At 55.3% G+C, this 23187-nt stretch carries 25 protein-coding genes; 5 read left to right on the top strand and 20 right to left on the bottom strand.

The annotated features are described in order from the left end of the window. Window positions 1-16 precede the first annotated feature (16 nt). The 8 genes from WCY31_RS02990 to WCY31_RS02955 form a co-directional block, all read right to left on the bottom strand. Window positions 17-1459, bottom strand: a complete 1443-nt coding sequence (locus WCY31_RS02990) for a replicative DNA helicase (protein ID WP_345973066.1) — start codon at window positions 1457-1459, stop codon at window positions 17-19. Then, a complete protein-coding gene (ispG, locus tag WCY31_RS02985; protein ID WP_345973065.1) occupies window positions 1459-2520 on the bottom strand; it encodes a flavodoxin-dependent (E)-4-hydroxy-3-methylbut-2-enyl-diphosphate synthase in 1062 nt (353 codons plus the stop codon). The genes WCY31_RS02990 and ispG overlap by 1 nt, the downstream gene beginning before the upstream one ends. 48 nt (window positions 2521-2568) lie before the next feature. Continuing rightward, the gene (locus WCY31_RS02980) at window positions 2569-4404 is read right to left on the bottom strand and encodes a primosomal protein N' (protein WP_345973064.1); all 1836 of its coding nucleotides are present in this window, start codon (window positions 4402-4404) and stop codon (window positions 2569-2571) included. A 49-nt stretch (window positions 4405-4453) separates the two neighbouring features. Next, window positions 4454-4876: a type II secretion system protein gene (locus tag WCY31_RS02975; RefSeq protein ID WP_428837494.1), complete on the bottom strand. Its 423-nt coding sequence runs from the start codon at window positions 4874-4876 to the stop codon at window positions 4454-4456. Window positions 4877-4892: 16 nt separating this feature from the next. After that, entirely contained in the window at window positions 4893-5348 is a 456-nt protein-coding gene (locus tag WCY31_RS02970; RefSeq protein ID WP_345970769.1) for a prepilin-type N-terminal cleavage/methylation domain-containing protein, read from the bottom strand. 169 nt (window positions 5349-5517) lie between these two features. Beyond that, window positions 5518-6000, bottom strand: coding sequence for a prepilin-type N-terminal cleavage/methylation domain-containing protein (locus WCY31_RS02965; RefSeq protein WP_345970768.1), 483 nt, complete (start codon window positions 5998-6000; stop codon window positions 5518-5520). 89 nt (window positions 6001-6089) lie between these two features. Further along, a complete protein-coding gene (locus WCY31_RS02960) occupies window positions 6090-6314 on the bottom strand; it encodes a hypothetical protein (protein ID WP_345970767.1) in 225 nt (74 codons plus the stop codon). 21 nt (window positions 6315-6335) lie between these two features. Continuing rightward, a complete protein-coding gene (locus tag WCY31_RS02955; RefSeq protein WP_345970765.1) occupies window positions 6336-6548 on the bottom strand; it encodes a hypothetical protein in 213 nt (70 codons plus the stop codon). Between the two features lie 120 nt (window positions 6549-6668). Between WCY31_RS02955 and uvrB the strand changes: the two genes are divergently transcribed. Next, window positions 6669-8642, top strand: coding sequence for an excinuclease ABC subunit UvrB (uvrB, locus tag WCY31_RS02950; protein ID WP_345973063.1), 1974 nt, complete (start codon window positions 6669-6671; stop codon window positions 8640-8642). Here the strand turns inward: uvrB and WCY31_RS02945 are convergent. Both WCY31_RS02945 and pckA read right to left on the bottom strand, forming a co-directional pair. Then, window positions 8639-9202 carry a DedA family protein gene (locus tag WCY31_RS02945; RefSeq protein WP_345970762.1) on the bottom strand — a complete coding sequence of 188 codons (564 nt, stop codon included), beginning with the start codon at window positions 9200-9202 and terminating at the stop codon, window positions 8639-8641. The two genes, uvrB and WCY31_RS02945, sit on opposite strands and share 4 nt — an antisense overlap. Before the next feature lie 81 nt (window positions 9203-9283). After that, the gene (gene pckA / locus WCY31_RS02940) at window positions 9284-10876 is read right to left on the bottom strand and encodes a phosphoenolpyruvate carboxykinase (ATP) (RefSeq protein WP_345973062.1); all 1593 of its coding nucleotides are present in this window, start codon (window positions 10874-10876) and stop codon (window positions 9284-9286) included. A gap of 328 nt (window positions 10877-11204) precedes the next feature. Between pckA and WCY31_RS02935 the strand changes: the two genes are divergently transcribed. After that, entirely contained in the window at window positions 11205-11495 is a 291-nt protein-coding gene (locus WCY31_RS02935) for a c-type cytochrome (RefSeq protein ID WP_345970760.1), read from the top strand. On the opposite strand, the gene WCY31_RS02930 is transcribed toward WCY31_RS02935, so the two are convergent. Continuing rightward, on the bottom strand, window positions 11479-12669 hold the full coding sequence (locus tag WCY31_RS02930; RefSeq protein ID WP_345973061.1) for a HAMP domain-containing sensor histidine kinase: 1191 nt from the start codon (window positions 12667-12669) through the stop codon (window positions 11479-11481). The genes WCY31_RS02935 and WCY31_RS02930 overlap by 17 nt on opposite strands. Continuing rightward, the gene (locus WCY31_RS02925; protein WP_345973060.1) at window positions 12617-13285 is read right to left on the bottom strand and encodes a response regulator transcription factor; all 669 of its coding nucleotides are present in this window, start codon (window positions 13283-13285) and stop codon (window positions 12617-12619) included. The genes WCY31_RS02930 and WCY31_RS02925 overlap by 53 nt, the downstream gene beginning before the upstream one ends. Before the next feature lie 38 nt (window positions 13286-13323). On the opposite strand from WCY31_RS02925, the gene WCY31_RS02920 reads away from it, so the two are divergent. Next, a complete protein-coding gene (locus tag WCY31_RS02920; RefSeq protein ID WP_345973059.1) occupies window positions 13324-13920 on the top strand; it encodes a hypothetical protein in 597 nt (198 codons plus the stop codon). A 102-nt stretch (window positions 13921-14022) separates the two neighbouring features. Then, on the top strand, window positions 14023-14241 hold the full coding sequence (locus tag WCY31_RS02915; protein ID WP_345973058.1) for a hypothetical protein: 219 nt from the start codon (window positions 14023-14025) through the stop codon (window positions 14239-14241). Here WCY31_RS02915 and WCY31_RS02910 read toward each other — a convergent pair. Further along, window positions 14238-15623 (bottom strand): Na+/H+ antiporter NhaC family protein, encoded by a 1386-nt coding sequence (locus WCY31_RS02910; protein WP_345973057.1) that lies wholly within the window; start codon window positions 15621-15623, stop codon window positions 14238-14240. The genes WCY31_RS02915 and WCY31_RS02910 overlap by 4 nt on opposite strands. Then, window positions 15620-16243: an acyl-CoA acyltransferase gene (locus WCY31_RS02905; protein WP_345973056.1), complete on the bottom strand. Its 624-nt coding sequence runs from the start codon at window positions 16241-16243 to the stop codon at window positions 15620-15622. Before WCY31_RS02905 ends, WCY31_RS02910 begins: the two co-directional genes overlap by 4 nt. Before the next feature lie 116 nt (window positions 16244-16359). On the opposite strand from WCY31_RS02905, the gene WCY31_RS02900 reads away from it, so the two are divergent. Continuing rightward, window positions 16360-17019 (top strand): hypothetical protein, encoded by a 660-nt coding sequence (locus tag WCY31_RS02900; protein ID WP_345973055.1) that lies wholly within the window; start codon window positions 16360-16362, stop codon window positions 17017-17019. A gap of 62 nt (window positions 17020-17081) precedes the next feature. Here WCY31_RS02900 and WCY31_RS02895 read toward each other — a convergent pair whose 3' ends face one another. The 6 genes from WCY31_RS02895 to WCY31_RS02870 form a co-directional block, all read right to left on the bottom strand. Then, window positions 17082-19286: an AAA family ATPase gene (locus WCY31_RS02895; protein ID WP_345973054.1), complete on the bottom strand. Its 2205-nt coding sequence runs from the start codon at window positions 19284-19286 to the stop codon at window positions 17082-17084. A gap of 10 nt (window positions 19287-19296) precedes the next feature. Beyond that, on the bottom strand, window positions 19297-20178 hold the full coding sequence (glyQ, locus tag WCY31_RS02890; RefSeq protein WP_345970752.1) for a glycine--tRNA ligase subunit alpha: 882 nt from the start codon (window positions 20176-20178) through the stop codon (window positions 19297-19299). A gap of 66 nt (window positions 20179-20244) precedes the next feature. Continuing rightward, the gene (locus tag WCY31_RS02885; protein ID WP_345973053.1) at window positions 20245-20670 is read right to left on the bottom strand and encodes an NUDIX hydrolase; all 426 of its coding nucleotides are present in this window, start codon (window positions 20668-20670) and stop codon (window positions 20245-20247) included. 38 nt (window positions 20671-20708) lie between these two features. Next, a complete protein-coding gene (locus WCY31_RS02880; RefSeq protein ID WP_345970749.1) occupies window positions 20709-21242 on the bottom strand; it encodes a hypothetical protein in 534 nt (177 codons plus the stop codon). A 140-nt stretch (window positions 21243-21382) separates the two neighbouring features. Next, entirely contained in the window at window positions 21383-21913 is a 531-nt protein-coding gene (locus tag WCY31_RS02875; RefSeq protein ID WP_345973052.1) for a hypothetical protein, read from the bottom strand. Between the two features lie 61 nt (window positions 21914-21974). Then, window positions 21975-23141, bottom strand: a complete 1167-nt coding sequence (locus tag WCY31_RS02870) for an aminoacetone oxidase family FAD-binding enzyme (RefSeq protein ID WP_345973051.1) — start codon at window positions 23139-23141, stop codon at window positions 21975-21977. Window positions 23142-23187: the final 46 nt, after the last annotated feature.

Genomic DNA, 23187 nt, shown 5'->3' with positions numbered 1-23187 from the left:
CGGGAGTGTCGGAGTATCAGATCGTCGGCATCGAAACCGTGCCGACGTCCATCTGAGCGCTCGACGTATCGACATTCTCGTAGACGATCTCCGTCGCGTTATAGGTCGGCATGTCGATAAAACGGGTCAGCCGCTTCTGGAAGAGCAGTTTGACATGGCCCGTCGGACCGTTACGCTGCTTGCCGATGATGATCTCAGCCTCTTCTTCCTCTTTTTCGACATAAGTAGGCGTAAACTCCTTGCCCTCGGCCTTCGCCGCCTTTTCACGCTCTTTCTCCTCTTTGTAGAGGTAGACGTCGTCGCGGTAGACGAAGAGAATGATGTCGGCATCCTGTTCGATGGAGCCGGATTCGCGGATATCGCTGAGCATCGGGCGCTTATCGTTGCGCGACTCCAGGCCGCGGTTGAGCTGGGAGAGTGCGACGATGGGCATCTCCAGCTCACGCGCCAGCATCTTCAGCCCCCGGGACATTTCGCTGACTTCCAGGTGGCGGTCCCGTGTTCCCGTGCCGCTCATGATCTGAAGGTAGTCGATGACGGCCATCTCGATCTCGGGGTGCTGCCCCTTGAGCTTGCGCAGGCGGGAGCGGAGCTGATTGATATTGACCGAACCCTGATCGTCGACGAAGAGTTTACTCGACTGCATCCGCTCGACCGCCTGGCCGAGTCTTGTCCACTCCTCGTCGTTCATATCCCCGACACGCAGTTTCTGCAGCGGTACGGAGGTATCGACGGAGAGCAGACGCAGCATAAGCTGCTCTGCCGGCATCTCCAGGGAGAAGAAAGCGACCCCTTTACCCTTTTTGAGCAAGTTCTGCACCATATTGAGCGCAAAGGAGGTCTTCCCCATCGCCGGACGCGCTGCGACGATGACGAGGTCCCCCTTGCCGAAGCCCGTCGTCATCTTGTTAAGTTCGGCGAACCCAGTATCGACGCCGACGAGCACGGAGTTGCCCCTCGCTTTCATCTCTTCGATGTAGCGCATCGTATCGATGGTGACCGACTCGGCGTCTTTGAAGTCGCTTGTCTGCGAATCCTGGGTGATCTCGTAGAGCTTTTTCTCGACCATGTCCACGACTTCGCTGCTGGGCCACTCCTCTTCGAGCGCAACCTTCTTGATCTCCGTCGTCAGGGTCAGCAGATGGCGCTTGAGGGATTTGTCCTTCAGCTCTTTGACATAGGCCGCCGTATTCGAGATCGGGTTGGCCGAGAGGATCTCAAGCATCACGTTCTCGTCGAACTTTTTCTTCGTGTTGAGTTCTTTGCGGATAAACTCCTCGTCGATCGGCTCGTCACGGCGGGAGAGGGTGACGATGGCACCGTAGATATCCTGGTGTGCCGGCAGGTAGAAATCCTCGGACTTCAGAATCGCTTCGAGCTCCTCGAACTGGGAGGGTTCGAAGATGATTGAACTGAGCACCGCCTTTTCAAAGGCGAGGTTGTAGAGTTTCTCTTCCATTATTCGTTCCCTTCCGCCATCTTCTCGACCTCGTCGACGAACTTGTCCACAAGCTCTTTCTCCTCCAGGCGCGCAACGACTTCACCTTTGACCATCACCAGGCCGCTCCCCTTGCCATACGCAATTGCAACGTCGGCATGCTGCGCTTCGCCGATGGCATTGACGACACAGCCCATGACGGAGACATTGAGCGGGGCCTTAATGTGCTTGGTCCGCCGCTCTATCTCGTCCACCGCACTCACCAGGTCCGCCTCGATCCGGCCGCAAGTCGGGCAGGAGATGATATTGAGCCCCTCGCCCGCCGCGCCGGAGTCTTTGAGGATGGCACGGCCGACGTTGATCTCCTCTTCGAGCTCACCGGTGATGGAGACCCGCATCGTGTCGCCAATCCCGTCCAGCAGCAGCGTACCCAGTCCGATGGCGCTCTTAACCGTCGCGTGGAACTTCGTGCCCGCCTCGGTCACCCCAAGATGGAAGGGGTAGTTGTTCTTCGGACGCAGCAGGCGGTATGCTTCTACGGTACGCTGCACGTCGCTGGCCTTGAGGGAAACCTTGATATCGGTAAAGCCGAGGTCCTCGAGAAATTTAATATTGTACTCCGCCGAGGCAACCATCCCCTCCGCCGTCTGACCGTACTGCGCATCGAACTGTTTTTCCAGGCTGCCCGCATTGACGCCGATGCGGATCGGGATGTTGCGTTCCTGACAGGCTTTGACGATATCCTTTACCCTGCTTTTTTCACCAATATTACCCGGATTGATGCGGATGCAGTCGACGACCTCCGCCGCCACGAGGGCCAGTTTGTAGTTGAAGTGGATATCGGCGACAAGCGGCAGCGAGATCCTTTCCTTGATCGATCTGAGTGCCAGCGCATCTTCCATATCCGGGACGGCGACACGCACAATGTCACACCCCGCAAAATGGAGGCGATTGATCTGCTCGACCGTCGCTTTGACGTCGCGGGTACGGCTGTAGGTCATCGACTGGACGGAAATAGGCGCATCCCCGCCGACGGGGACATTTCCGACATAAATCTGCTTGGTAGGATAGCGCTTAATCATAGAGGGATTTTAGCCAGATGGGCGTTAGTTTGAGCTTTCAAATCGATATTAGCCGAACTCGATGGGATCCATGTCGATCTCCGCCAGCGGCACCTTCGTCGTTTTGAGCGCCCGGATCAGATCGGTGCTCTTATCGGCGCGCAGCAGGATTTGATAACGGTATTTCCCCGCGATCTTTTCGATCGGTGCTTTGCCCGCACCGACGATCTCAACACTCTTAAATGCGCTGAGCCCCGTCTCCATCTGACGCATCGCCGCTTCGGCGCTCTCGCTTTTTTTATGGGCAAAGAGGACCCGGCAAAGCTTCTTGTAGGGTGGGTACATTCCCTCCCGGAAGAGTTTCTCCTCTTCCAGGAAGCGCTCATACGTATCGACGTAGGCAGAAAAGAACTCAGCATTGAAGGTCTGCACGATGACACGTGCCGCCTTTTTACGACCGCTGCGCCCCGCAATTTGCAGCAACAGCGACAATGCACGCTCCCGTGCTCGGTAATCGCTGAGGCTAAGAAGATTGTCCAGACCCAAAACGACCGCGAGCGTCACCGCATGGTAATCATGCCCCTTGGAGAGCATCTGCGTCCCGACAAGCAGATCAATCTCGTGTTCGTTAAAAGCGTGCAGCAGCTCCTTGAGCTTTTTCTGAGTTGTGATCTTGTCCCGGTCGAACTGCGCCACCCGCCACTGCGGCCGCTGCTCATGGAAATATTCGACCGCTTCCGCCGTGCCCAGACGGGAACTGACAAGGTCGCCGGTTTGGCATTCGGGACAGTGCTGGGGGATCGCTTCGGCGTAGCCGCAGTAATGGCAGCGCACCTGGCGGCGGTAGCGGTGTACGCTCATCCCGACACTGCAGAAGGGGCACTCATAGGTATAGCCGCAGCTGCTGCAGATGAGATACTTGAAGTTCGCCCGGGTCGGGATAAAGAGCATTGCCTGCTCTTTTTGCGCCACAACCGCCTCAATCGCCGATTCAATCTTCGGCGTAATCCCCTCGGCATGGGCTTCGAACTCGAAGCGCCTCTCGCTCTGAAAATGCCCGCCTTTGAGCCGGTAGTGGGGGAATTTCACATAGGAACTGAGCGAAGGGGTCGCACTGCCGAGCACGACCGGGACCTTGAGCAGTTTACCGTAGTAGATCGCCATATCGCGGGCATGGTAGCGCGGCCGCGATGAAGATTTGTAACTATCGTCATGCTCCTCGTCGACGACGATCACTCCGAGATCGTCAACGGGAAGGAAAAGCGCCGAGCGTGGCCCGGCGATAATCCCGGCCTCTCCGCTACGGATCTTCTCAAGCGCCTTCTCTTTCTGCTTCTTCGTCAGTTTCGAGTGCCACATCACCACGGCATCCCCGAAATGCGCCTCCAGGCGCTTCTGCATCTGCGGTGTCAGCGAAATTTCCGGCATCAGGAACAAGGAGCGTTTCCCCTGCGCAAGCATCTCTTCGAAAAACTTCATATATATCTCTGTTTTGCCCGAGCCGGTATCGCCGAATAGCAGGGAGACCGGATGCTTTTTCAGAAAACCAAACGCCTCTTCCTGGCGTTTCGATAGTACAATAGAACCGTGCAGCGTCATACCTGCTTCGTCTGACAAACCGTCATAAGGGACAAAAAGGCCCAGCGCTTCCCCCAGAGAACAAAAATAGTATTCGGAGATAAATCTTGCGAATTCGATTTGCCAATTTTTGAAATAAGTGCTTTGTATCGCAGTGATCTCTTCGGTTTCGAAGGTAGGCCGATCTACCTGCTTTATTACGATACCGAGGCGCTTTCTAGACTGTAGCGACACCTCAACGACCTGACCCTGTTCCAAGGGTATTTCAGACGCGTAAGTCAGTGCAGCAAGTGGGGTGTTTAAAAGAGAAAGTTCGAAATAGGGCATTGGCTATCGTGAAAGGAGAGAAAAAAGTTTCACGATGGCCGCAACGACATCAATTGCCGACAAGCCCGTCACAATAGTCCTGACCGGCAGTTGTGAGATTAAACGTACCGTTTGCAGGAGTATATGTAAAGCTGCAGTTTACATTACCAACCTGGTAAATATAATTCGGATCTGCTCCACGCCAATGGCCTCCGGCCGTCTTTGGTGTCACTGCATACATCAGGATTGTCCCCGTTCCGTTTCCGTCAAACAGTTTCCCGCTTGCAACGCCTGCACCGCTCAGCGAAGAGGGGTAGGACGTCTGCCCTCGCAGGAGGTATTGCTGACGTACAGAAATAATCCCGGAACGGATCGCAGCGACATCTGCCGCCCCTTTGGATATCTGGGCATCCTCTCTTGTCGCTGCGAACTTTGGAATGGCAATAGCCGCCAAAATCCCCAGTACGACAATAACAAAAACCAGTTCGATCATTGTAAATCCATATCGTTTAGCGTACAATGGTTCTTCCTTTCAATGGAATGGGAAATTTCCCTTCGTCAATAACGTCCTGCAACCCCTCGCAGAGACGGTCACTACTCCCATCTACATAGCTCAGCTCAATTTGCTCCACATTCCCGTCAGTGCTTTGATTGATATCAAGCATGACACAATTGGGAATAGTGCCCATGATGAAAGAGACATGCCGTGGTGATTCCGTTGCTTTTCCTGCAATCAGAAGGTTCTTGATGGCTCGTGACATATTCGACATCGTCGGATCAACTGCGCCCCTTGCCACAACATATGCAGCACATTCAAAGCTACCCGTCATGATATCTGTCGCCATTCTTGAAATCTCGGCATCATCCCTCGTCGCAGCCAATTTTGGAATCGCAATGACCGCTAATATACCCAACACGAGTATAACAAAAATCAATTCTATCATTGTAAAGGCAGTTCTCTTCATCGCAAACTCCTATAATTTTATTATACCACCAACTATTATGAATTACATATAACGAAAGCATAAAGTGAACAGGCAATAACTGTTTCAGTGAGTATAATTTTGATTTTAACCAGATAGTTTGAAAAGAGGGATGTTTCCCGAGCATCTGCTCGAGAAGTATTTTTAGCTATTAGCGTACGACCTGTGATCCACCAATATCAAGCGGGCTACCAGTCACATAGGCTTGAATCGCCGGATCATCCCTGACACCATCACAAACAGTGCTTGCACCTGCTGCTGCAGTCGTTACTGTAATTTGAGAAGCATTTCCATCCAATGCAACTGTGACACAGGCAATAGTAGTGTCACACAGCAATGCAGAGGTGCCAGCTAACACGGCAGCGGCTGCGAAAGGGGTAGGTGGAACCGTACAAGCTGTCTGTGCAGGAACACTCGAAATACCTGTATAGGGCTCCCCCATCATTCCATTTTGACCTAACGCAGTCCGCTTCGCGGTAATGTCGCCAATCAGCGTTCTTGCATTTCCAATGATTGACGAGATTTTTGCGTCATCACGTGTTGCAGCAAGTTTCGGAATGGCGACTGCCGCCAAAATACCAAGAATAACGATAACGAAGATCAATTCGATCATTGTAAAACCAGCTCTTTTCATAAGAGACTCCTTAACTTAAGTTTTGGCCACACTCGTAACCTGATGTTATTATGTAATCTTCTTACTTATAGAAAGATTAATGGATTTGTTTATTTTTTACCGTCTACTGTTGCCAATATCGTTTCAAGTCTGCTTTCGAGCTCGAACAGCTCATAGTTTTTGCGCACATACGCCTGTAGCAGTATTTTCAGATCATTATTGGCATCAAGTTTAAAATCTTTATCGAGTTGTTCAAGTAAGAAATCCGCGAAAGCGTCATCGAGGTCAATGTCGAAACGGCTGCGGTTGACGGTGAGGGAGACTTTTTTGCTCATACGCTTGCCGGGGCCTCCGGCTTATCCGAGAATACTCTCGATCTTGTTGACGATCTCTTCGATCTCGCGCTCTTTGGCTGCATTGTCCGCTTCGAGGCGTTCGATCTGGCCACGGTAGGCTTCGTTTTGCGTCTGCTGGTTCATCAGGTCGTTTTTCAGAACCTCATTTTCCTCTTTGAGTGCCTGCAGCTGCGCCATAACCTGTGAAATTTTTCCGCCGAGTCTGTCAACCACGCTTTGTCCTTGCTGTTCCATAATTTCTCTGTCCTGTTTCTCACGTTTGTACGGCGGGAACGTTCCCTGCCGCGCTTGGCTATAATTCTATCACAAAGAGATAAGAGTAAAGGATGATGCGTGGGCAGATTTGAAGTCGTCACCGAGTATGCACCGGCAGGAGACCAGCCCGGAGCGATTGACACCCTTTCCAAGAGCGTCCTCCAGGGGCACCGTTACCAGACCCTTGAAGGGGTGACCGGCAGCGGAAAGACCTATACGATGGCCAAGGTCATTGAAAAGACCCAGCTTCCGACGATCATCATGACCCATAACAAAACCCTCGCCGCTCAGCTCTACAGTGAATTCAAGGCCTTCTTTCCCAACAACCACGTCGAATACTTCATCAGCTACTACGACTACTATCAGCCCGAAGCCTACATTCCACGCCAGGACCTCTTTATTGAAAAGGACAGTTCCATCAACGACGAGCTCGAACGCCTCCGCCTATCGGCCACAGCCAATCTGCTCAGCTACGACGACGTCATCGTCATCGCTTCCGTCTCCGCCAACTACGGTCTGGGGGATCCGGAGGAGTACGCCAAGATGGTCCAGATCCTCGAGGTCGGACAGGAGATCGGGCAGAAGGAGCTGCTCTTGCGGCTCGTCGAAATGGGCTACAGCCGCAACGACACCTACTTCGACAGCGGTCACCTGCGCGTCAGCGGCGACGTACTTGACATCTATCCGCCCTACCTCGAGGACGAGGCGATCCGGGTGGAGTTCTTCGGCGACGAGATCGAAGCCATCTACACCTTCGAGGTGATCGCCAACAAAAAGCTCGAAGAGAAAGAGAAGGTCACCGTCTACGCCACAAGCCAGTTCACCGTCGGGCAGGAGAAACTCTCCCGGGCCGTGAAGACGATCGAGGATGAACTCGGCGAACGGCTGGACAATCTGCTCGCCAACGAAAAGATCGTCGAGGCGCAGCGATTGAAGCAGCGCACCGAGTTCGACCTGGAGATGCTGGAGACCGTCGGCATGTGCAAGGGAATCGAGAACTACTCCCGCCACCTCACCGCAAAAAAGCCGGGCGAAGCCCCCTACACCCTGCTGGACTACTTCTCAATCAACCATGACAAGTATATGATCATCGTCGACGAGTCCCACGTCTCCCTGCCACAGTTCCGCGGGATGTACGCCGGCGACCGCAGCCGCAAAGAGGTGCTCGTCGAATACGGCTTCCGTCTCCCCAGCGCCCTGGACAACCGGCCGCTCAAGTACGAGGAATTTATCAACAAAGCGCCCCACTACCTTTTCGTCTCCGCCACCCCTGCCGAAGTCGAGCTGGAGCTCAGCGCCGTCAAAGCCGAGCAGATCATCCGCCCGACGGGGCTGCTTGATCCGCAGATCGTCATCAAGGATTCGGACAACCAGGTCGAAGACCTCCACGACGAGATCAAAAAGACCGTCGAGAAGGGCGACCGTATTCTCGTCACGGTGCTGACCAAGAAGATGGCCGAGTCGCTCACCACCTACCTGGCCGACCTCGGCATCCAGGTGCAGTACATGCACTCCGATATCGATGCCATCGAACGCAACCAGATCATCCGCAGCCTGCGGCTGGGGGAGTTTGACGTTCTCATAGGGATCAACCTTCTGCGCGAGGGGCTGGACCTGCCGGAGGTGAGCCTCGTCGCCATCCTTGACGCCGACAAAGAGGGCTTCCTGCGCTCGGAAACCTCCCTGATCCAGACCATCGGCCGCGCGGCGCGGAATGCCGAAGGGCGCGTCGTCCTCTACGCCAAGAAGACCACGCGTTCCATGAAGGCCGCCATCGACACCACGACCCAGCGCCGCGAAAAACAGATGGCCTACAACGAGGCTCACGGCATCACGCCGACGACCGTCAAACGCAAGCTCGACGAAAACCTCAAGCTCGAAGAGACGGGCAAACTCTACAACAAACGCAAGAAAATGGAGAAGATGCCGGCCGCCGAACGTAAAAAGATCCTGGCCGAACTGAACCAGAAGATGAAAGAAGCAGCCAAGAAGCTGGAGTTTGAAGAGGCAGCACGTCTACGCGACGAGATCGCCAAGATCCGGCAGCTCTAAACCCGCTTCTTTGTTGCCCGGCTGAGGTAGAACCAGATGAGCCCACCCAACACAACGATGATCAGCGGCGCGATATAGGGACGTTCGACGATCGCCTCGTACACCCCCATGATCGGTTTGCCCGCAAGGTAGCTTCCCAGCCCGACGACCAGCGTCCAGAGCAGCGCCGCGAAAAAGTTGAGAACGGAGAAGCGCGTAAAGTCATACTTCGTGATACCGATGGCCAGCGGTATCAACGTTTTGATGCCGTAGACAAACTTCTGCATGAAGATGATCCAGCTGCCGTGCTTTTTCATCAGCATATGCGACAGAGCCAGTTTGCGGCGGTGTTTATGAAAATAGTTCAACACCTCTTTTTTATGGTAGCGCGCCATGTAAAACAGCAGCGTATCTCCCAGGAAGTTTGAGACCATTGCAACGGCCAGAGCAGTGGCAAGATCCATCTTACCCATGTAGGAGAGGACCCCGGCTGCCATCAGGCCGACGAAGCCGCCACCGAGCGAGTAGAGAAAAAGGGCAATATAGCCATACGTCGTCAAGTTGGAGAACATATCTTCCATATAGTGTCCGAAAAAGAAATTTGGGGGATTATACTCTAAAGAGAAGAAGGAAAGGTCAACGGGGAGACCCCCGCCGTCATATCAGGACTCGATCTTCGGTCCGGCTTCGTGGTAGTCGAATTCGTGGCCGCTACCCTCTTCGTATTTGTGGAAGTTGTCGATGAACATCGCCGCCAGGCGATCGCGAGCGGCATCGAACTCCGCTTTGTTGTCCCAGGCGTTGCGCGGATTCAGAACCTTCGGATCGATATCGCCGAGGGCTTTCGGAACCTGGAGGCGGAAGGTGCGCGTCGTATCGAACTCGCAGTCGTTGATGGAACCGTCAAGAATCGCATTGATGCAGGCGCGGGTATCCTTGATGCTCATGCGGCTTCCGATGCCGTATGGGCCTCCCGTCCAGCCGGTATTGACCAGGTAGACATTGACGCCGTGTTTGTCGATCTTCTCACCAAGAAGCTTCGCATAGACCGTCGGGTGCAGCGGCAGGAATGCTTCGCCGAAACAGGCGGAGAAGGTCGCGACCGGCTCGGTAATCCCACGTTCGGTACCTGCAACCTTGGCCGTATAGCCGCTGAGGAAGTAATACATCGCCTGCTCTTTGGTGAGCTTGGAGACCGGGGGCAGTACACCGAAGGCATCCGCCGTCAGGAAAATGATGTTTTTAGGATGCCCGGCCATCAGGTTCTGCTGGCGGTTCTGGATGTGCTCGATCGGGTAGGAGACGCGGGTATTTTCCGTTTTACTGCCATCACCGTAGTCCACCACACCCTCTTCGTCGAAGACGACGTTCTCCAGCAGGGCACCGCGGCGGATCGCTGCGTAGATCTCCGGTTCGTTCTTCGGATCGATATCGATGACTTTGGCGTAACAACCGCCTTCGAAGTTGAAAACCCCTTCGTCATCCCAGCCATGTTCATCATCACCGATCAGCGCGCGGTTCGGGTCGGTGGAGAGGGTCGTCTTACCTGTACCGGAAAGCCCGAAGAAGAGCGCCGTATCCCCGTCCTTGCCGACGTTGGCGGAACAGTGCATGGCCATCTTGCCTTCAAGCGGCAGCCAATAGTTCATCATGGAGAAGATTCCTTTTTTCATCTCCCCGCCGTAGAAAGTACCGCCGACGATGGCAATATTTTCTTCAACGTTGAACAGGACAAATACCTCGGAATTGAGCCCATGCTCTTCCCACTTTTCATTGACAGCTTTACAGGCATTGAGCAGTGTGAAATCGGGGGTGAACCCTGAAAGCTCCTCCGCCTGCGGCACAATAAACATGTTGCGAACGAAGTGAGACTGCCATGCGATTTCGGAGACGAAGCGGATATTGCGGCGGCTGGAGGCGCTGGCGCCGCTGAAGAGATCGTTGACATAGAGCTTTTTGCCGGAAAGCTGTTCGATGGCGACGGCATAAACCTCATCGAACACCGCTTTGGAAACAGGCTGGTTTACGTCGCCCCAGGCGATATACTTGTTGGAAGGCTCTTCAAAAACAAAGAATTTATCCTTGGGACTGCGGCCGGTAAAAATACCGGTATCGACCGTGGTCGCGCCGCTGCTGGTCATATGACACTCGCCGTTCTTGAGCTCATGATCGATCAGATCGTCCATGGAAAGGTTATAAAAAATCTCTTGGGTATTCTTAATGCCTAATGCTTCCAGTGCTTCCGCATTTATCATCTTGTCTGCCTTCTCTCTTTTGCTGTTCTTATATGGTATTTAGCCCACCGTTTGCTTTCGCTTAAGACACTGTGTGCGGGCCGCATACAAAAACGAAGTGTGGAATTATACGTCGTTGAAGGCATAACCATCCTGAAAGAGAGAAGTTAAGCTGCCCCATTCGGTTTCAAAGAGCCCTTCTCCTGCCCCAATCTCCCTTATTATAAAGGCGTTGAGTATACGGGCAATTTTTCATCAGCCGGCAGATTATTTGCCACTTTCCTAGGCTTCACAATCCCTCCACAATGATTTTCTATACTGCCTGTATCAAAACATTAGGAGATACACAATGAAAAAGTCACTGTTACTCATCACCATCCTCGGTGTCGCGCTCAGCGCGGCGGACGGACAAGCTCTCTTTAATAAATGTGCCGCCTGTCATGGTGCCAACGGCGAAAAACATGCCCTGGGTAAAAGCAAAGTCATCAACACGATGACACCCGCCGAGATCGAAACTGCCCTCAACGGCTACAAGGACGGAACATACGGCGGATCGATGAAAGCGCTGATGAAGGGGCAGGCTGCCTCCCTGGACGAGACGCAGATCAAAACGATCGCCGAATTCATCGGGGCCAAGTAAGCCTGAACGCCGTCACTTTCCCCTCCGTTTCCACCGCGATGCGGATACGGTAGCGCGCTGCAATCTGTGCGACAAGGTGAAGGCCGATACCAAAACCGCCCCGGCTCTCGTCGGCCCGGGCGAAGCGCTCAAATATATGAGAGAGTTTCGCTTCGGGGATCGGTACCCCGGTATTGGCGATCTGCAGAACATTCCTCCCGATCTCTACCGATACTTTCGTCTCCCTGTCACTGTATTTGACCGCATTTGAGAGCAGATTATCTATCAGGCGCGCTGCCAGTGTACGGTCCATGACGACCCCCATCGGTGCACTGACACTGATATCAAGCTTCAACCCTTTCGCATCAAAACGAGTCTGGAAATACTCCAGGCGTTCATGCACAAAAGCCTCCATATCAATCGGAACGTCTTCGATACGTACATCACGGCGCAGCAGCAGAAAGGTCAGATCATCATAAATCGACCCGATCGTCCGCGCGGCCGTTTCAATGCGGGCGATCTTTTTACGCTGTTTTTCATCCAGTGCCGCCGTATCAAGACGCTCGACATTCGTCAGGATGGCCGTCACCGGCGTATTGAGCTCATGGGTCGTATCCTTGATAAAACTGTCGAGCAGCGCCACCGCCTCTTTCATCGGACGGAGGAAAAGTCGTGACAGTCCCACCCCGGTCAACAGCAGCAGCACAAACAAAATCGCGCCATACATGGCCGCGCTGCGCCAATAGAGCTGACGCCACAGCCCGTCGTCCACCGTCATCATCACCGTTTTGCCGTCTTTGAGTCCGTAGGAACCCATCGGTATGATCAGGTAGATCATGCCGGTGCTTTCGTGAATACCGGGTGCGAAATCCGGCGGCGGCATCGGCAGATTGCCTCCGACCCGTTTGCCCCCAAGATAAAAGGCCGTGTCGTAGGCGGGGTCCTCCGGAAAGTCCGCCCGTTCTCCCTGCATCCATCTGATCAGGTTCGGCAGGTAGCTCTCCCCTTCGAGCTGCATCGCCAATCGGTGTGATGAGAGCATTTCCGCCTTGGAGGTCTGAAAGTAAAGCAACCCCAGCAGTGCCAGGATGGCAAGCCCCATCAGGGTATAGAGCAGGACAAAAGCGCGGAACGTCCGGTTCTCAGCGAAACTGATAGCCCGTACGTTTGTGACTGATGATACGGTCTTTGCCAACAGCACTCCTGAGGGTTTTGATGTAGGTGCGAAGCGCCTCCTCGCTGGGGCTCTCGTCAAAGCCCCAAAGGTGCGCGTTGATCACTTCGTGGGTCACGACGTCACCGCGGCGCTGCAGCAGCAGTTCCAGGAGTTTTCGCGGTTTTTCGGCCAGTTTGACCGGTTCCCCGTTGTCGTAGAGCAGTGCGTTTTGCAGGTCAAAGGCCAACCCGCTCCCTAGATCCATCTTTTCGCTCACGGGGTGGGAGAAGCGGCGGCGGAGCATGCTCTGGACCCGCAGCAGCAGCTCCTTGAGCGAAAAAGGTTTGCGGACATAGTCATCCGCACCGCTCTCGAACCCCCGTTCCGCATCGGCGGCGCTGTCGCGCGTCGTCAGGAAAAGCGCCGGGGTCTCAACACCGCGTTCCCGCGCCTCCCTCAGTACCTCGAAACCGTTCTTTCCCGGGACGTTGACATCCAGAATCAGAAGATCGAAGGTGCGCTCATAAAGCTGATCTTCCGCGCTCTCGCCGTCGAAACAGCCGACTACGTCAAACCCCTCCTCTTCAAGGTATTCACTCAGGGTTTCATGCAGGGCCGTATCGTCTTCGAGCAGCAGGATTGTCGCATTCTTCATACGGTTGATTGTATCAGGATATGGTAAAATTGTCGACAATGCAACGAACGCTCATCCGGTTACTCCCGCTTCTTATTATCCTGCTTGTTACGGGCTGTGTCAAAAAACCGGTGCCGGAGTCCGTGCCCGACCCCATGACGGAAGCGTATCTTCTTGAGCACATGCAGGTCTCCTATCCGGAAAGCAACCTTGTCAGTATCGTGCCGCCAAGCCGGCTCTCCTCCCCCCGTTTTCTGGGAGAGCGTGCGGCCATCAGTACGACTTTTACCGTCCAACTCACCCTGGACGATGCGGGCGAAGTGACCGACATCATTCCCACGCGCTATCTCCTCCTTTTCAGTCTCAGGGCAACTGCCTGGGGCGGGTTCAAAAAAGCCATCGATACTGCCGGAAAGCAGCATGATGTTTTCCCTTATACCTCCCAAATCCGTGACGGGCTCTATTACGACAACTTTTACATCAGCGTACCGAGGGAGTGGCTTGAAGCAGCAGCCCAGACGGAAATGACCCTGCTCTTCCTGGGGCCCAAAGGCGAGCTCACCGTTTCCATCCCGCCCGTCTACCCAAAAGCCCTGCTGCACTATATCGATAGCGGAGCCTTCCACACTGCTGCCGCTGCTCCCGACAACGAATAGATCCTTTTTCTCCGCGTCGGCTCCTGCCGTGTTCTTCCCCGTTTTTTTGCATTTTGAAAACAAATCCGCTACAATGAACAAAACCGAACAGGAATGCGGAAAATGACCCTGGTACGCAAAAACAACCGGTCCCTCTCCTACTACAAGATCGTCCTCTACCCGACGCTATTCAACGATTATCTTGTTATCCACCACTGCGGGCTTCACTGTTCAAAATCATCCAAAAAGCATTACTTCAGCAGCAAAAAAGAGGCTTTGCTCAGTTCGCTCAACATCATCTCCGCCAAAAAAGCGGAAGGCTTCGAACTCCTCTCCTCCTAAATCCCTTCGATACCGTATCCTACCGCCAGGAACATCAGAAGCGCTGCGCCTCCGGCCAGCAGTGCATAGGGCAATTGAGTCCGTACATGGTCGATGTGATCACACCCCGCCGCGAGGGAAGAGATGATCGTCGTATCGGAAATAGGAGAACAGTGGTCCCCGAACACCCCGCCGGAGATCACGGCACCGATCAGCAGCGGCATATAGCTCTCCCCCGCGGCCCCCATTACCACGGCAATGGGCAGCATCACGCTGAACGTTCCCCAGCTTGTCCCCGTCGCAAACGCCATGATCGAGGCCAGTACAAAGACGGCAGCGGGAAGCCAGGCATGGGCCATCCCCTCCTCCAAGAAACCGGCAAGGTAGCTTCCGGTCCCGACCAGATCGATCACCTTCCCGATCGCGAAAGCGAATAGCAAGATCGCGGCGATCGGGATCAGTGCACGCGCTCCGCTGACGGCTGCGTCCCAGTACTCCTGCCACGATATAGCCTGTTTCAGACGGTATTGCAGCGCGATCCCGCCCAACGTCAACAGCATCGTATAGAAAACGGCACTGCTTCCGCTTCCTTTGAGCAGATCGCCGCCGCCGGAAATCCATAAGAAAAGGAAAACCCCTGCCACCATCAGCAGCAACGGAACGATCATCAAGGAAGCATCACCGTGCCGTCCCTCCTGTTCATAGGGCCCATGCTCTGCACTGCAGCGTCGCATCGGCCCGATATCCCACTCAAACCAGATCACCGAAAAGGTTAGCACGAGTGCAATCATGGCGTAGAAGTTGAACACCACCGAATGGACAAGGATATTGACCGCATCCCCGTAGAGATAGCCCGCGGCGATCTGCGTCGTAATCAGCCCCAGCAACAGCGCCCCCCAGCCGTTGATAACGAGCAGGGAACAGACTGGTGCCGCCGTGGAGTCGCAAACGTAGGCCAGTTTTTCGCGGCTGAACCCGAAACGCCCCGCCAGGGGTCTGCCGATGGCACCGGCGATCAAAGAGGTAATTGAGGATTCAATGAAAATGACAAGCCCTGTCACGTAGACCAGCAGCAGCGCGCCGCGCCGGGAACGGAGCATCTTGTAACGCTCCTGTAGCAGATGGACGAACCCGTCAATCCCGCCCGATCGCCGCACAAGCTCCATGACCGATCCCACCAAAACGGCGAATCCGAGGGTCTTTAATATCCACGGCGTCGTAAAGAGCCCGGCAAAAAGCGCTCCTATTTCGATGACAGCCGCTGCCGGATCGAAATGGGTATAGACCAGAATCCCGGCCAGGGTGCCGACCGCCAGGGAGAGCAGCACCTGCCGTGTCAGCAGAGCCAGCACGATTGCCGCAACAGGCGGCAGCAGTGAAAAAACGTCAGGCGTGTAGGTCACAGGGCCATCTGCAGTCGTTTGATACCGGCCCGCCCGAACTGATCGTCGTAAAGCTCGCTTCGCTTCTCGTCCATCACTTCGAAGCCAAGCTTTTCATAAAGGATCTGCGCGTCCGAAGAGCCTATTTCCACCATCGTTTGTGCCTTCCGGTAACCTTTCAATCGCGCGGAGAGCAGGCTCTTTTTGATCAACTCCGCAAAGACGGTAAGGGGGTTGTACCCCTCATTCACTGTCATAAAATCCACGACCCAGGTCTGGCGGTCAATCTCCGGTTTGACCAGCAGAAAAGTAGCGATCCTTTCCTGGTAGCCTTCATCGACGCCCAATTCGGCCAATGCTTTCGTAAAGACGTCATGGGTCGCCACCCGGGGTTCATACCCGCAGATCGTTCCGGCCACGGCACCGCCGGACACCGCAAGAAGAAAATTGCTGTAATGGCAGTAGCTTTTGGTTGTAGACAGCGCCAAAGCACGCAGATGCTCTTTCAAAGCCCCGTTATCCGACGTTTCGAAAATCAGGTCAAAAATACCGATCTTCTTCCCGGCCCTCGAGCTTGTAAGCATAGCGTCTGCTACGATATCGGCGTCATTTTCCGTCGCTTTTCTGACACTCAAATTCATCTGCGTCCCTGCCGTCTATGTTATGATGTAATCACCATTTTATCGTTATGAGGTAAGTGTACCACGAGATGTTACGTTTTGCAAATATGATTTATCTGTTTTCTTATGTGATAAGTGTGACAGTTTACGCGCACGACCAGCTTCTGCTTGTCGTGGCGGAAGACATGGACCGTTCCACTGCACTCCTGCAGCGTTACACCGCTGTTTCCGGCGGATGGGAACCGGTCGGCGAAAGGGTTCCTGTCAACCTCGGTCAAAACGGACTCGGCTGGGGTATCGGGACCATAGCGCTGCCCCACGCCCCCTCCGACCCGGTCAAACATGAAGGGGACGGTCGGGCACCCGCGGGCATCTTTGCCCTGGGTCCGGTCTTCGGCTATGCCGACAAAACCGCGTCAGCCATGCCCTACCTCCGGGCCACGCCGGACCTCGTTTGCGTCGACGACAGCCGCGCAGAAGCCTATAACCGCATTATCCGCGTTCGGCCGGGACACGCCTTCGGAAGTTTTGAGTGGATGCGGAGGGAGGACGGGCTTTACCGGCAGGGGGTCGTTGTCGAACACAACAGGGGAGCCGAAGCCGGGCGCGGCTCCTGTATCTTTTTGCATATCGAAAGAGGCGCCGGTGCCGGTACGGCCGGATGCACGTCGATGCCGGCAGAGGCGCTCGCAACGATCATCCGCTGGCTCGACCCGGCAAAGAGCCCCTTGCTTGTGCAGATTCCCCGTAAAAGTCTGCCCGACGCCCGGCACTATTTCAAAGGCATCGGCGAATAGTCCCCACCCGCACATTCTGCAGTTTCGGTCAGCCTAATGCATTGCGCTGAACCCCGAATCTTCTATTGCACGTCTGCCAGATACTGCAGCACCGTTCGGCGCGATACGGTTTCCCCCCGAAGCAGGGCACGTGCAAACCCGTCCGTCTCACCGACGATCAAGCAGTGCTCTTTCGCACGGGTGATCGCCGTATAGAGCAGTTTCCGGTCCAGCATCGCATAGTGACTGAAGGTCAGCGGCATCGCGACAGTGCCGTACTCCATTCCCTGGACTTTGTGCACGGTCAGGGCGTAGGCAAGCATCAGATGGGAGGTGAGTTGTGTGTAGTCGTAGCAGACGACCATCTCCTCCAGAGGATAGACGACGTAGACCTGCTCCGCCTCCTCGTCGATCCGGAACAGCAGCCCCAGCATCCCGTTGAAAATACGGTGCTTCTCCGAAGGGGCTTCCGCTTTGTACCCCTCCTGGCTCCAGGCGGGCATATTGTCGTTTTTCGTGTGAACGACCTTATCCATCAGTGCAAACCGTCTGTCGCCCCGCTGAACCGTCTGGCGGGGAGAGGGGTTGAAGTAACCCTGCAGCACCCGGTTGAGGTTTTCGGTGCCGAGGGTCCCGCCCTTCATCGGGCTGATCACCTGGAAAGCCGTCAGATAGGGATAGAGCTCTTTGGCTTTCAGGTGTTCGCGGCAGACCGGGATCATGCCCACCGCCGCTTCCGCCAGGGCAGCCAGCACCGCACCGGCATGCGCCTCACGGTCGGGAAACTCCCGCGAAGCGATCGGCAGGAAACGGAAGTCGTCGTACTCACCGAAAAGTGCGGGGATCTCGCTGTGTCGCACGGCATCGGCGATGGCCGGGATCGCCTGTGTCTCGCTTTGGCGGTAGATCTTCGTCAACGTCACCACCGGCATCAGTTTGAAACGGATGATGTCACCCAGCACATCCCCCGCACCGATCGGCGGGAGCTGTGCGTCGTCGCCGACAATGATGAGCGTCGCATCGCGGTGGCACTTGCTGAGCAGCCGGGCGAAAAGCGGCGCGTTGATCATGGAGGCTTCATCTATGAGGACGACCTTGTAGGGCATATAGTCGCGCTCTTCGAAGCGCACCAACAGGCTCTGAATCGTCGCACTCTCATACCCGCTCACCTCTCCGATGCGCTGCGACGCAATCCCGCTGAGCGCACAGGTGATCACCTGTTCACGTCCATGCCGCAGTGCCAGGAGGTCCAGCAGCAGCTTCGCCGTCGTACTCTTCCCCGTCCCGGCATACCCTACCAGACAGAGCAGCCGCGTTCCCCCATTAAGCGTCTCGAGCGCTTCGCGCTGCTCCGCCCCCGGCGTAAAGGACGCCTTCGCCAGAAAAGCCTCGAGATCCCGCGTTAAAGGTTCGTCGCGCCGTTTCAAACGGCGACGGAACTCCTCATAAATGAAGCGTTCGGCCTCGTACAACCGGACAGGTGCGAGCAGCTCCCCGTTCAACGGGCGGATCGACTCCTCCGCGATATGCTCCGCCAACACAGCTTCGTAACGCTGCGACACGGCACCCTCCTGTAGCAGGGTATCCAGCTCCGCGAACAGCTCCGCTTTGCCCAGGCAGCTATTGCCTTCACGTTCGCAGCGCTGCGCGATCGCGTACTCCATGGCACAGGCAAGACGCCGTTCGTCGCCTGCATCGACGCCCATCTTCAGTGCCAGCTCATCGGCGCGCCTAAACCCGATTCCCTCCACATTCGTCAGAACATAGGGATTCTTCCGGATTGCCGCAACAGGGTCCTTAACCTCTTTCATCGCCCCGGCAATCGTCGTCAACATGGCGGGGGTCACGTCGTAGGGGGCCAGAAGGCTCCCCAATTCCCGCATGGAACGGAACTGCTTCCAGCGCCCCTGGATCCGTTCCAACCGCTTCTGTTTTATCCCCGCGAATTCCGTCAGTTTTTCGATATCGTTGTCGAGGATGTCAATGAGGCCCGCTTCGCCGAAGCGCTCGATCAGCTCCGCGGTCACCTTCTTTGGGAATCCCTTCACGACACGGTTGAGAAAGAAAAAAAGTTCATGCTGGTTGACGTTGAGGGTATGGAATTTGAAGGTACGGCCGTATTTGGGATGCTCGACGTATTCGCCCTCAAGGGTGACTGCTGCGTTTTCGATGCTGGCGACACTGCTCTCGAAATAGTGGCCGCTGATCTTTTCGCCCGTCCCAAGTACGCCGACAAAGAACCCCTCGTCCTCGTAGAAGATCTTCTCGATCTGGCCGATGAGTTTCATGAAAGTGGGGTTACGCCTTTACGCGTGCCAGCCGCTCCGCTTCCTGGGCTTTGTAGAGCTCCGCGCACCCCTTGGCCAGTTCACGGATCTTGAGGATGTAGTTGGCGCGTTCGGTCTGGGAGATCGCCTTGCGTGCGTCGAGTGTGTTGAAGGTGTGGCTGGCCGCCATACAGAGGTCGTAGGCCGGCAGGGGAAGTTCCGCATCGAGGGCACGCTTGCACTCCGCAGCCTTCGCATCGAAGTCGGCAAAGAGCATCGCCGTGTCCGCCACTTCGAAGTTGTACTTGGAGAACTCGATCTCCCCCTCTTTGTGGATATCGCGGTAGAGTGTTTTGCCGAATTCGTTTTCGTTCCAGACGATGTCAAAGACCGTATCGACGCCCTGAAGATACATCGCCAGGCGCTCCGTGCCGTAGGTAATCTCGACGGCGACGGGGTCGCAGGCGACACCGCCGACCTGCTGGAAGTAAGTAAACTGCGTCACCTCCATCCCGTTGAGCCAGACTTCCCAGCCAAGGCCCCAGGCCCCGAGTGTCGGAGATTCCCAGTTATCCTCGACGAAACGGATGTCGTGCTCTTGGAGATTCAGTCCAAGGTACTCCAGGCTTTTGAGATAAAGTTCCTGGATATTGTCCGGGCTCGGCTTGATCAGGGCCTGAAACTGGTAGTAGCTTCCCAGGCGGTTGGGATTCTCGCCGTAGCGCCCGTCCGTCGGACGGCGGCTGGGGGCGACATAAGCCACCGACCACGGCGTCGAATCAAGCGAACGGAGGAAAGTCGCGGGGTGGAAGGTCCCCGCGCCGGCCGGGATATCGTAGGGTTGCACGATATTACAGCCTTGTTCTTTCCAAAATTGCTGCAGTTTGAGCAGCAGGTCACTAAATGTCAACATCGCTATCGCCTTGAAAAAAATTACGCCATTATAGCCACTCCTTTCTGAGGCATCGATGGCGACGGCTCAGTCGGTCACGCACTGCTTCCCTGAGAGGTAGTCTTCCATGATGCGCTGATGATCAAAGACCAGCGGCAATGCGTGCGCTTCATCCCGGGATACGACCCGAACCTCTTTCGCATCGTCGGCCGCCATAGGCACCCCCGTTGCCCGACAGACAAAGACGGCCGATACCGTATGAAAACGCGGATCGCGGGCAGGATCCGAATAGACCCCCAGCAGCCGATCCACCTGCACCTCCAGGCTGATCTCTTCATGCATCTCGCGGCACACCGCCTGTTCGACCGTTTCACCGATATCGACGAATCCGCCGGGGAGAGCCCAACCATAAGGTGGGTTTTTCCGCGATATCAGCACGATGCCGACAAAACACCCCTCACTGTCAAAGAGCTCAACGATGCCGTCGACACTTACATACGGCGTTTCGATCATCGGAAGTATCCCTTTGGCATTTCATTGCAACGGAGCATCTATTGCCTCTCTCCGAACTTATAGATGACGGCCAGAAAGAGTTGAGAAAAGTCACGGATACATTGATCATCGCTCCCTTCGTCGACATCGCCATACCGTCCGCCTGCCTGCAGCCACCACCCTCCAGAAAGAGCCACATCAAGCCCGCCTTCCGCGCCGTAATAGAGGTTGACGTTCGTCCGACCAACGGAATTCGCACCCCCGAAGGCCGCACCGAAAAAGAGATCGAATGTTTTGGCCATACGGTAGACGTACTGCAGTGATCCGCCGATACGTCCGGCGTAGTTGTAATCGTCAGTGTGCCAGATAGCGCCGTCGAGCAGAAATCGGACGGCACCCTCCTCGCCGCCCAGCTTCAAACCGACATACCCTGTTGAAACGTTTTCGGACACGCCCCCCGCCGACCCGGGAGCATTATAGTTCGTATCAATATAACCTGCTTCCACACCAAAAATGGAGGAGAAGCTGTTCTCTTTGGCCATGATATACGGACCGACAGCGAGTAAAAGCCCCAAAGCGCTTTTTCGAATCATTCTATGTTCCTGAATCGTGATGGAAAGTACGGTCCCGATAGCTTGTTACTGTTCCTCTGAGACAGAGGAGGAAACCGTCGCATTATGAAAAAATGCTTGTAGATGCAGTGCAGCGGAGCTACCGCTGCACTGACAGCGCATTAATAATCGCTGTCGAATTTGAAGATTGCAGAGACGTATCCCTGTACAAAGTCTGTAATAACCTTATCTTTGTTCGAGTTCGCCACATCACAAAAGCGTCCGCCCACTTCGATACCAAAACTTTCGCTCAGGTTAAGGTTGAAACCGAGGTCCGCACCGTAGTAGGGATCAACGTCCGTATCGCCAGCAGAGTTAATCACACCACCGTTGAGGCCCATGAAAATATTGAACACATCCCCGATCGGCAGAAGATACTGCAGTGCCCCGCCGACCTTGCCGGCTTTCTTGTACTGGTCATCCGCATACCAGAAACTGCTGTCGATAAATACGCGGTAGTGGCGGCTCTCCGCCCCCAATTTCAGACCGCCCGACATCATACCCACTTGACTTGTTTCCGTACCCGCGGTCCCCGGCGTGTTGTACTTCGTATTAATATAACCGACTTCCACACCGAGAAGACCTTTTGCGTCCTCGGCATAGGCATTCATTCCCAGAACCAATAACGCCGGCAGCATGATTTTTTTAAGCATAGTACACCTTTTACTACAGTATAACACCTGCTGTGTTTCCCTGATTATACCCACTGCGATTTTAACGCAACTTTAAACCGCCCCCGATGTGATCCGCCGCGCAACGTCCGCTGGCAAAGGCCCACTGAAAGTTGTAGCCGCCGAGTTCCCCCGTCACGTCAACGACCTCCCCGACAAAGTAGAGCCCCTTCACCGCCCTGCTCTCGCACGAGAAGGGCTGCAGCGCGCCGCAGGCGACCCCTCCCTTGCTCACTTCCGCTTTCGTAAAACCGAAGGTTCCTGCCGGAGCGAACGTATAGGCGTTAAAAGCCTGCAGCGCCGTTTTTTCTTCCGGGGTCACGCTGCTGCAGGGCTTGTCATCCACCCCCAGTACGGCGAGGAACTCTGTTACAAAACGTTTAGGCAAGGGCAAGGCGGTGGCGATCTTTTTGTTACCTCCCCCTTTGAGCAGGCTTTCGACCGACCGGCCGTCAAGAAAGTCGATCGAGAGCGTCCCCTTCTCCCAGTAAAGCGACGCTGACAAAACGGCGGGGCCGCTGATGCCCCGGTGGGCGAAGAGCATATCTTCGCGCAGACGCTTCTCTCCCACGCTTATCGTGACCGGGAAACTGATTCCGGTCAGCGCCTTCATCCAGAACTGCTCTTTTTGCAGGGTCATCCCCGCCAGTGCCGGACGGAACGGCACCGTTTCGATCCCGAAGCTTTCCGCAACCTTCATGCCGACATCCGTCGCCCCGACGGAGGCGTAGCTCACGCCGCCCGTCGCGACAATGACGTTGCGCGCGCTCAGGGTCCGCTTGTCCGTCGTGACAAGAAACCCTCCCTGCTCTTTTCGGACATACTCGATCCTGTCGCCGAGAAAAAAACGTGTTTCGATGGCAGAGTTCACCAGGATATCGATCATCTCCTGTGCGCTGCGGGGGCAGAAATAGTAGCGCTTTTTACGGACAACCGGCTCACACCCCCGCGCCCGCACCCATTTCAGCAAGGCATGCTCGTCAAAACGTTTCAGGATGCTCCTCACCAATATCTCATCCCCAAGATAGTTGTTTTCGGAGACCGAGACATTGGTGAGGTTGCACTTCCCGCCCCCGCTGATGCGGATTTTCGCCCCGGGTTTCGCATTGCCCTCAATGACACAGACGGAGAGACCGCCCCGTTCGCTCAGGCGTGCCGCGGCCATCAGACCCGCCGCGCCGCCGCCGAGAATGGCTACATCAAACTCCACGCGTCTCCTTTCGCTATAATTGCGTAATTATAATAAAGGGCACAGG

The organism is Sulfurimonas sp. HSL3-1 (assembly GCF_039645995.1).
Lineage (GTDB): Bacteria > Campylobacterota > Campylobacteria > Campylobacterales > Sulfurimonadaceae > Thiomicrolovo > Thiomicrolovo diazotrophicus.
The sequence above is the reverse complement of the archived record's forward strand: the minus strand, read 5'-3'. Positions and strand labels throughout refer to the sequence as shown.

Bases quoted from the DNA above. Each gene is read 5' to 3' on its own strand.
- WCY31_RS02990 (WP_345973066.1), bottom strand. From the start codon at position 1,459: ATGGAAGAGAAACTCTACAACCTCGCCTTTGAAAAGGCGGTGCTCAGT.
- ispG (WP_345973065.1), bottom strand. From the start codon at position 2,520: ATGATTAAGCGCTATCCTACCAAGCAGATTTATGTCGGAAATGTCCCC.
- WCY31_RS02980 (WP_345973064.1), bottom strand. From the start codon at position 4,404: ATGCCCTATTTCGAACTTTCTCTTTTAAACACCCCACTTGCTGCACTG.
- WCY31_RS02975 (WP_428837494.1), bottom strand. From the start codon at position 4,876: ATGATCGAACTGGTTTTTGTTATTGTCGTACTGGGGATTTTGGCGGCT.
- WCY31_RS02970 (WP_345970769.1), bottom strand. From the start codon at position 5,348: ATGAAGAGAACTGCCTTTACAATGATAGAATTGATTTTTGTTATACTC.
- WCY31_RS02965 (WP_345970768.1), bottom strand. From the start codon at position 6,000: ATGAAAAGAGCTGGTTTTACAATGATCGAATTGATCTTCGTTATCGTT.
- WCY31_RS02960 (WP_345970767.1), bottom strand. From the start codon at position 6,314: ATGAGCAAAAAAGTCTCCCTCACCGTCAACCGCAGCCGTTTCGACATT.
- WCY31_RS02945 (WP_345970762.1), bottom strand. From the start codon at position 9,202: ATGGAAGATATGTTCTCCAACTTGACGACGTATGGCTATATTGCCCTT.
- pckA (WP_345973062.1), bottom strand. From the start codon at position 10,876: ATGATAAATGCGGAAGCACTGGAAGCATTAGGCATTAAGAATACCCAA.
- WCY31_RS02935 (WP_345970760.1), top strand. From the start codon at position 11,205: ATGAAAAAGTCACTGTTACTCATCACCATCCTCGGTGTCGCGCTCAGC.
- WCY31_RS02925 (WP_345973060.1), bottom strand. From the start codon at position 13,285: ATGAAGAATGCGACAATCCTGCTGCTCGAAGACGATACGGCCCTGCAT.
- WCY31_RS02920 (WP_345973059.1), top strand. From the start codon at position 13,324: ATGCAACGAACGCTCATCCGGTTACTCCCGCTTCTTATTATCCTGCTT.
- WCY31_RS02915 (WP_345973058.1), top strand. From the start codon at position 14,023: ATGACCCTGGTACGCAAAAACAACCGGTCCCTCTCCTACTACAAGATC.
- WCY31_RS02905 (WP_345973056.1), bottom strand. From the start codon at position 16,243: ATGAATTTGAGTGTCAGAAAAGCGACGGAAAATGACGCCGATATCGTA.
- WCY31_RS02895 (WP_345973054.1), bottom strand. From the start codon at position 19,286: ATGAAACTCATCGGCCAGATCGAGAAGATCTTCTACGAGGACGAGGGG.
- glyQ (WP_345970752.1), bottom strand. From the start codon at position 20,178: ATGTTGACATTTAGTGACCTGCTGCTCAAACTGCAGCAATTTTGGAAA.
- WCY31_RS02885 (WP_345973053.1), bottom strand. From the start codon at position 20,670: ATGATCGAAACGCCGTATGTAAGTGTCGACGGCATCGTTGAGCTCTTT.
- WCY31_RS02880 (WP_345970749.1), bottom strand. From the start codon at position 21,242: ATGATTCGAAAAAGCGCTTTGGGGCTTTTACTCGCTGTCGGTCCGTAT.
- WCY31_RS02875 (WP_345973052.1), bottom strand. From the start codon at position 21,913: ATGCTTAAAAAAATCATGCTGCCGGCGTTATTGGTTCTGGGAATGAAT.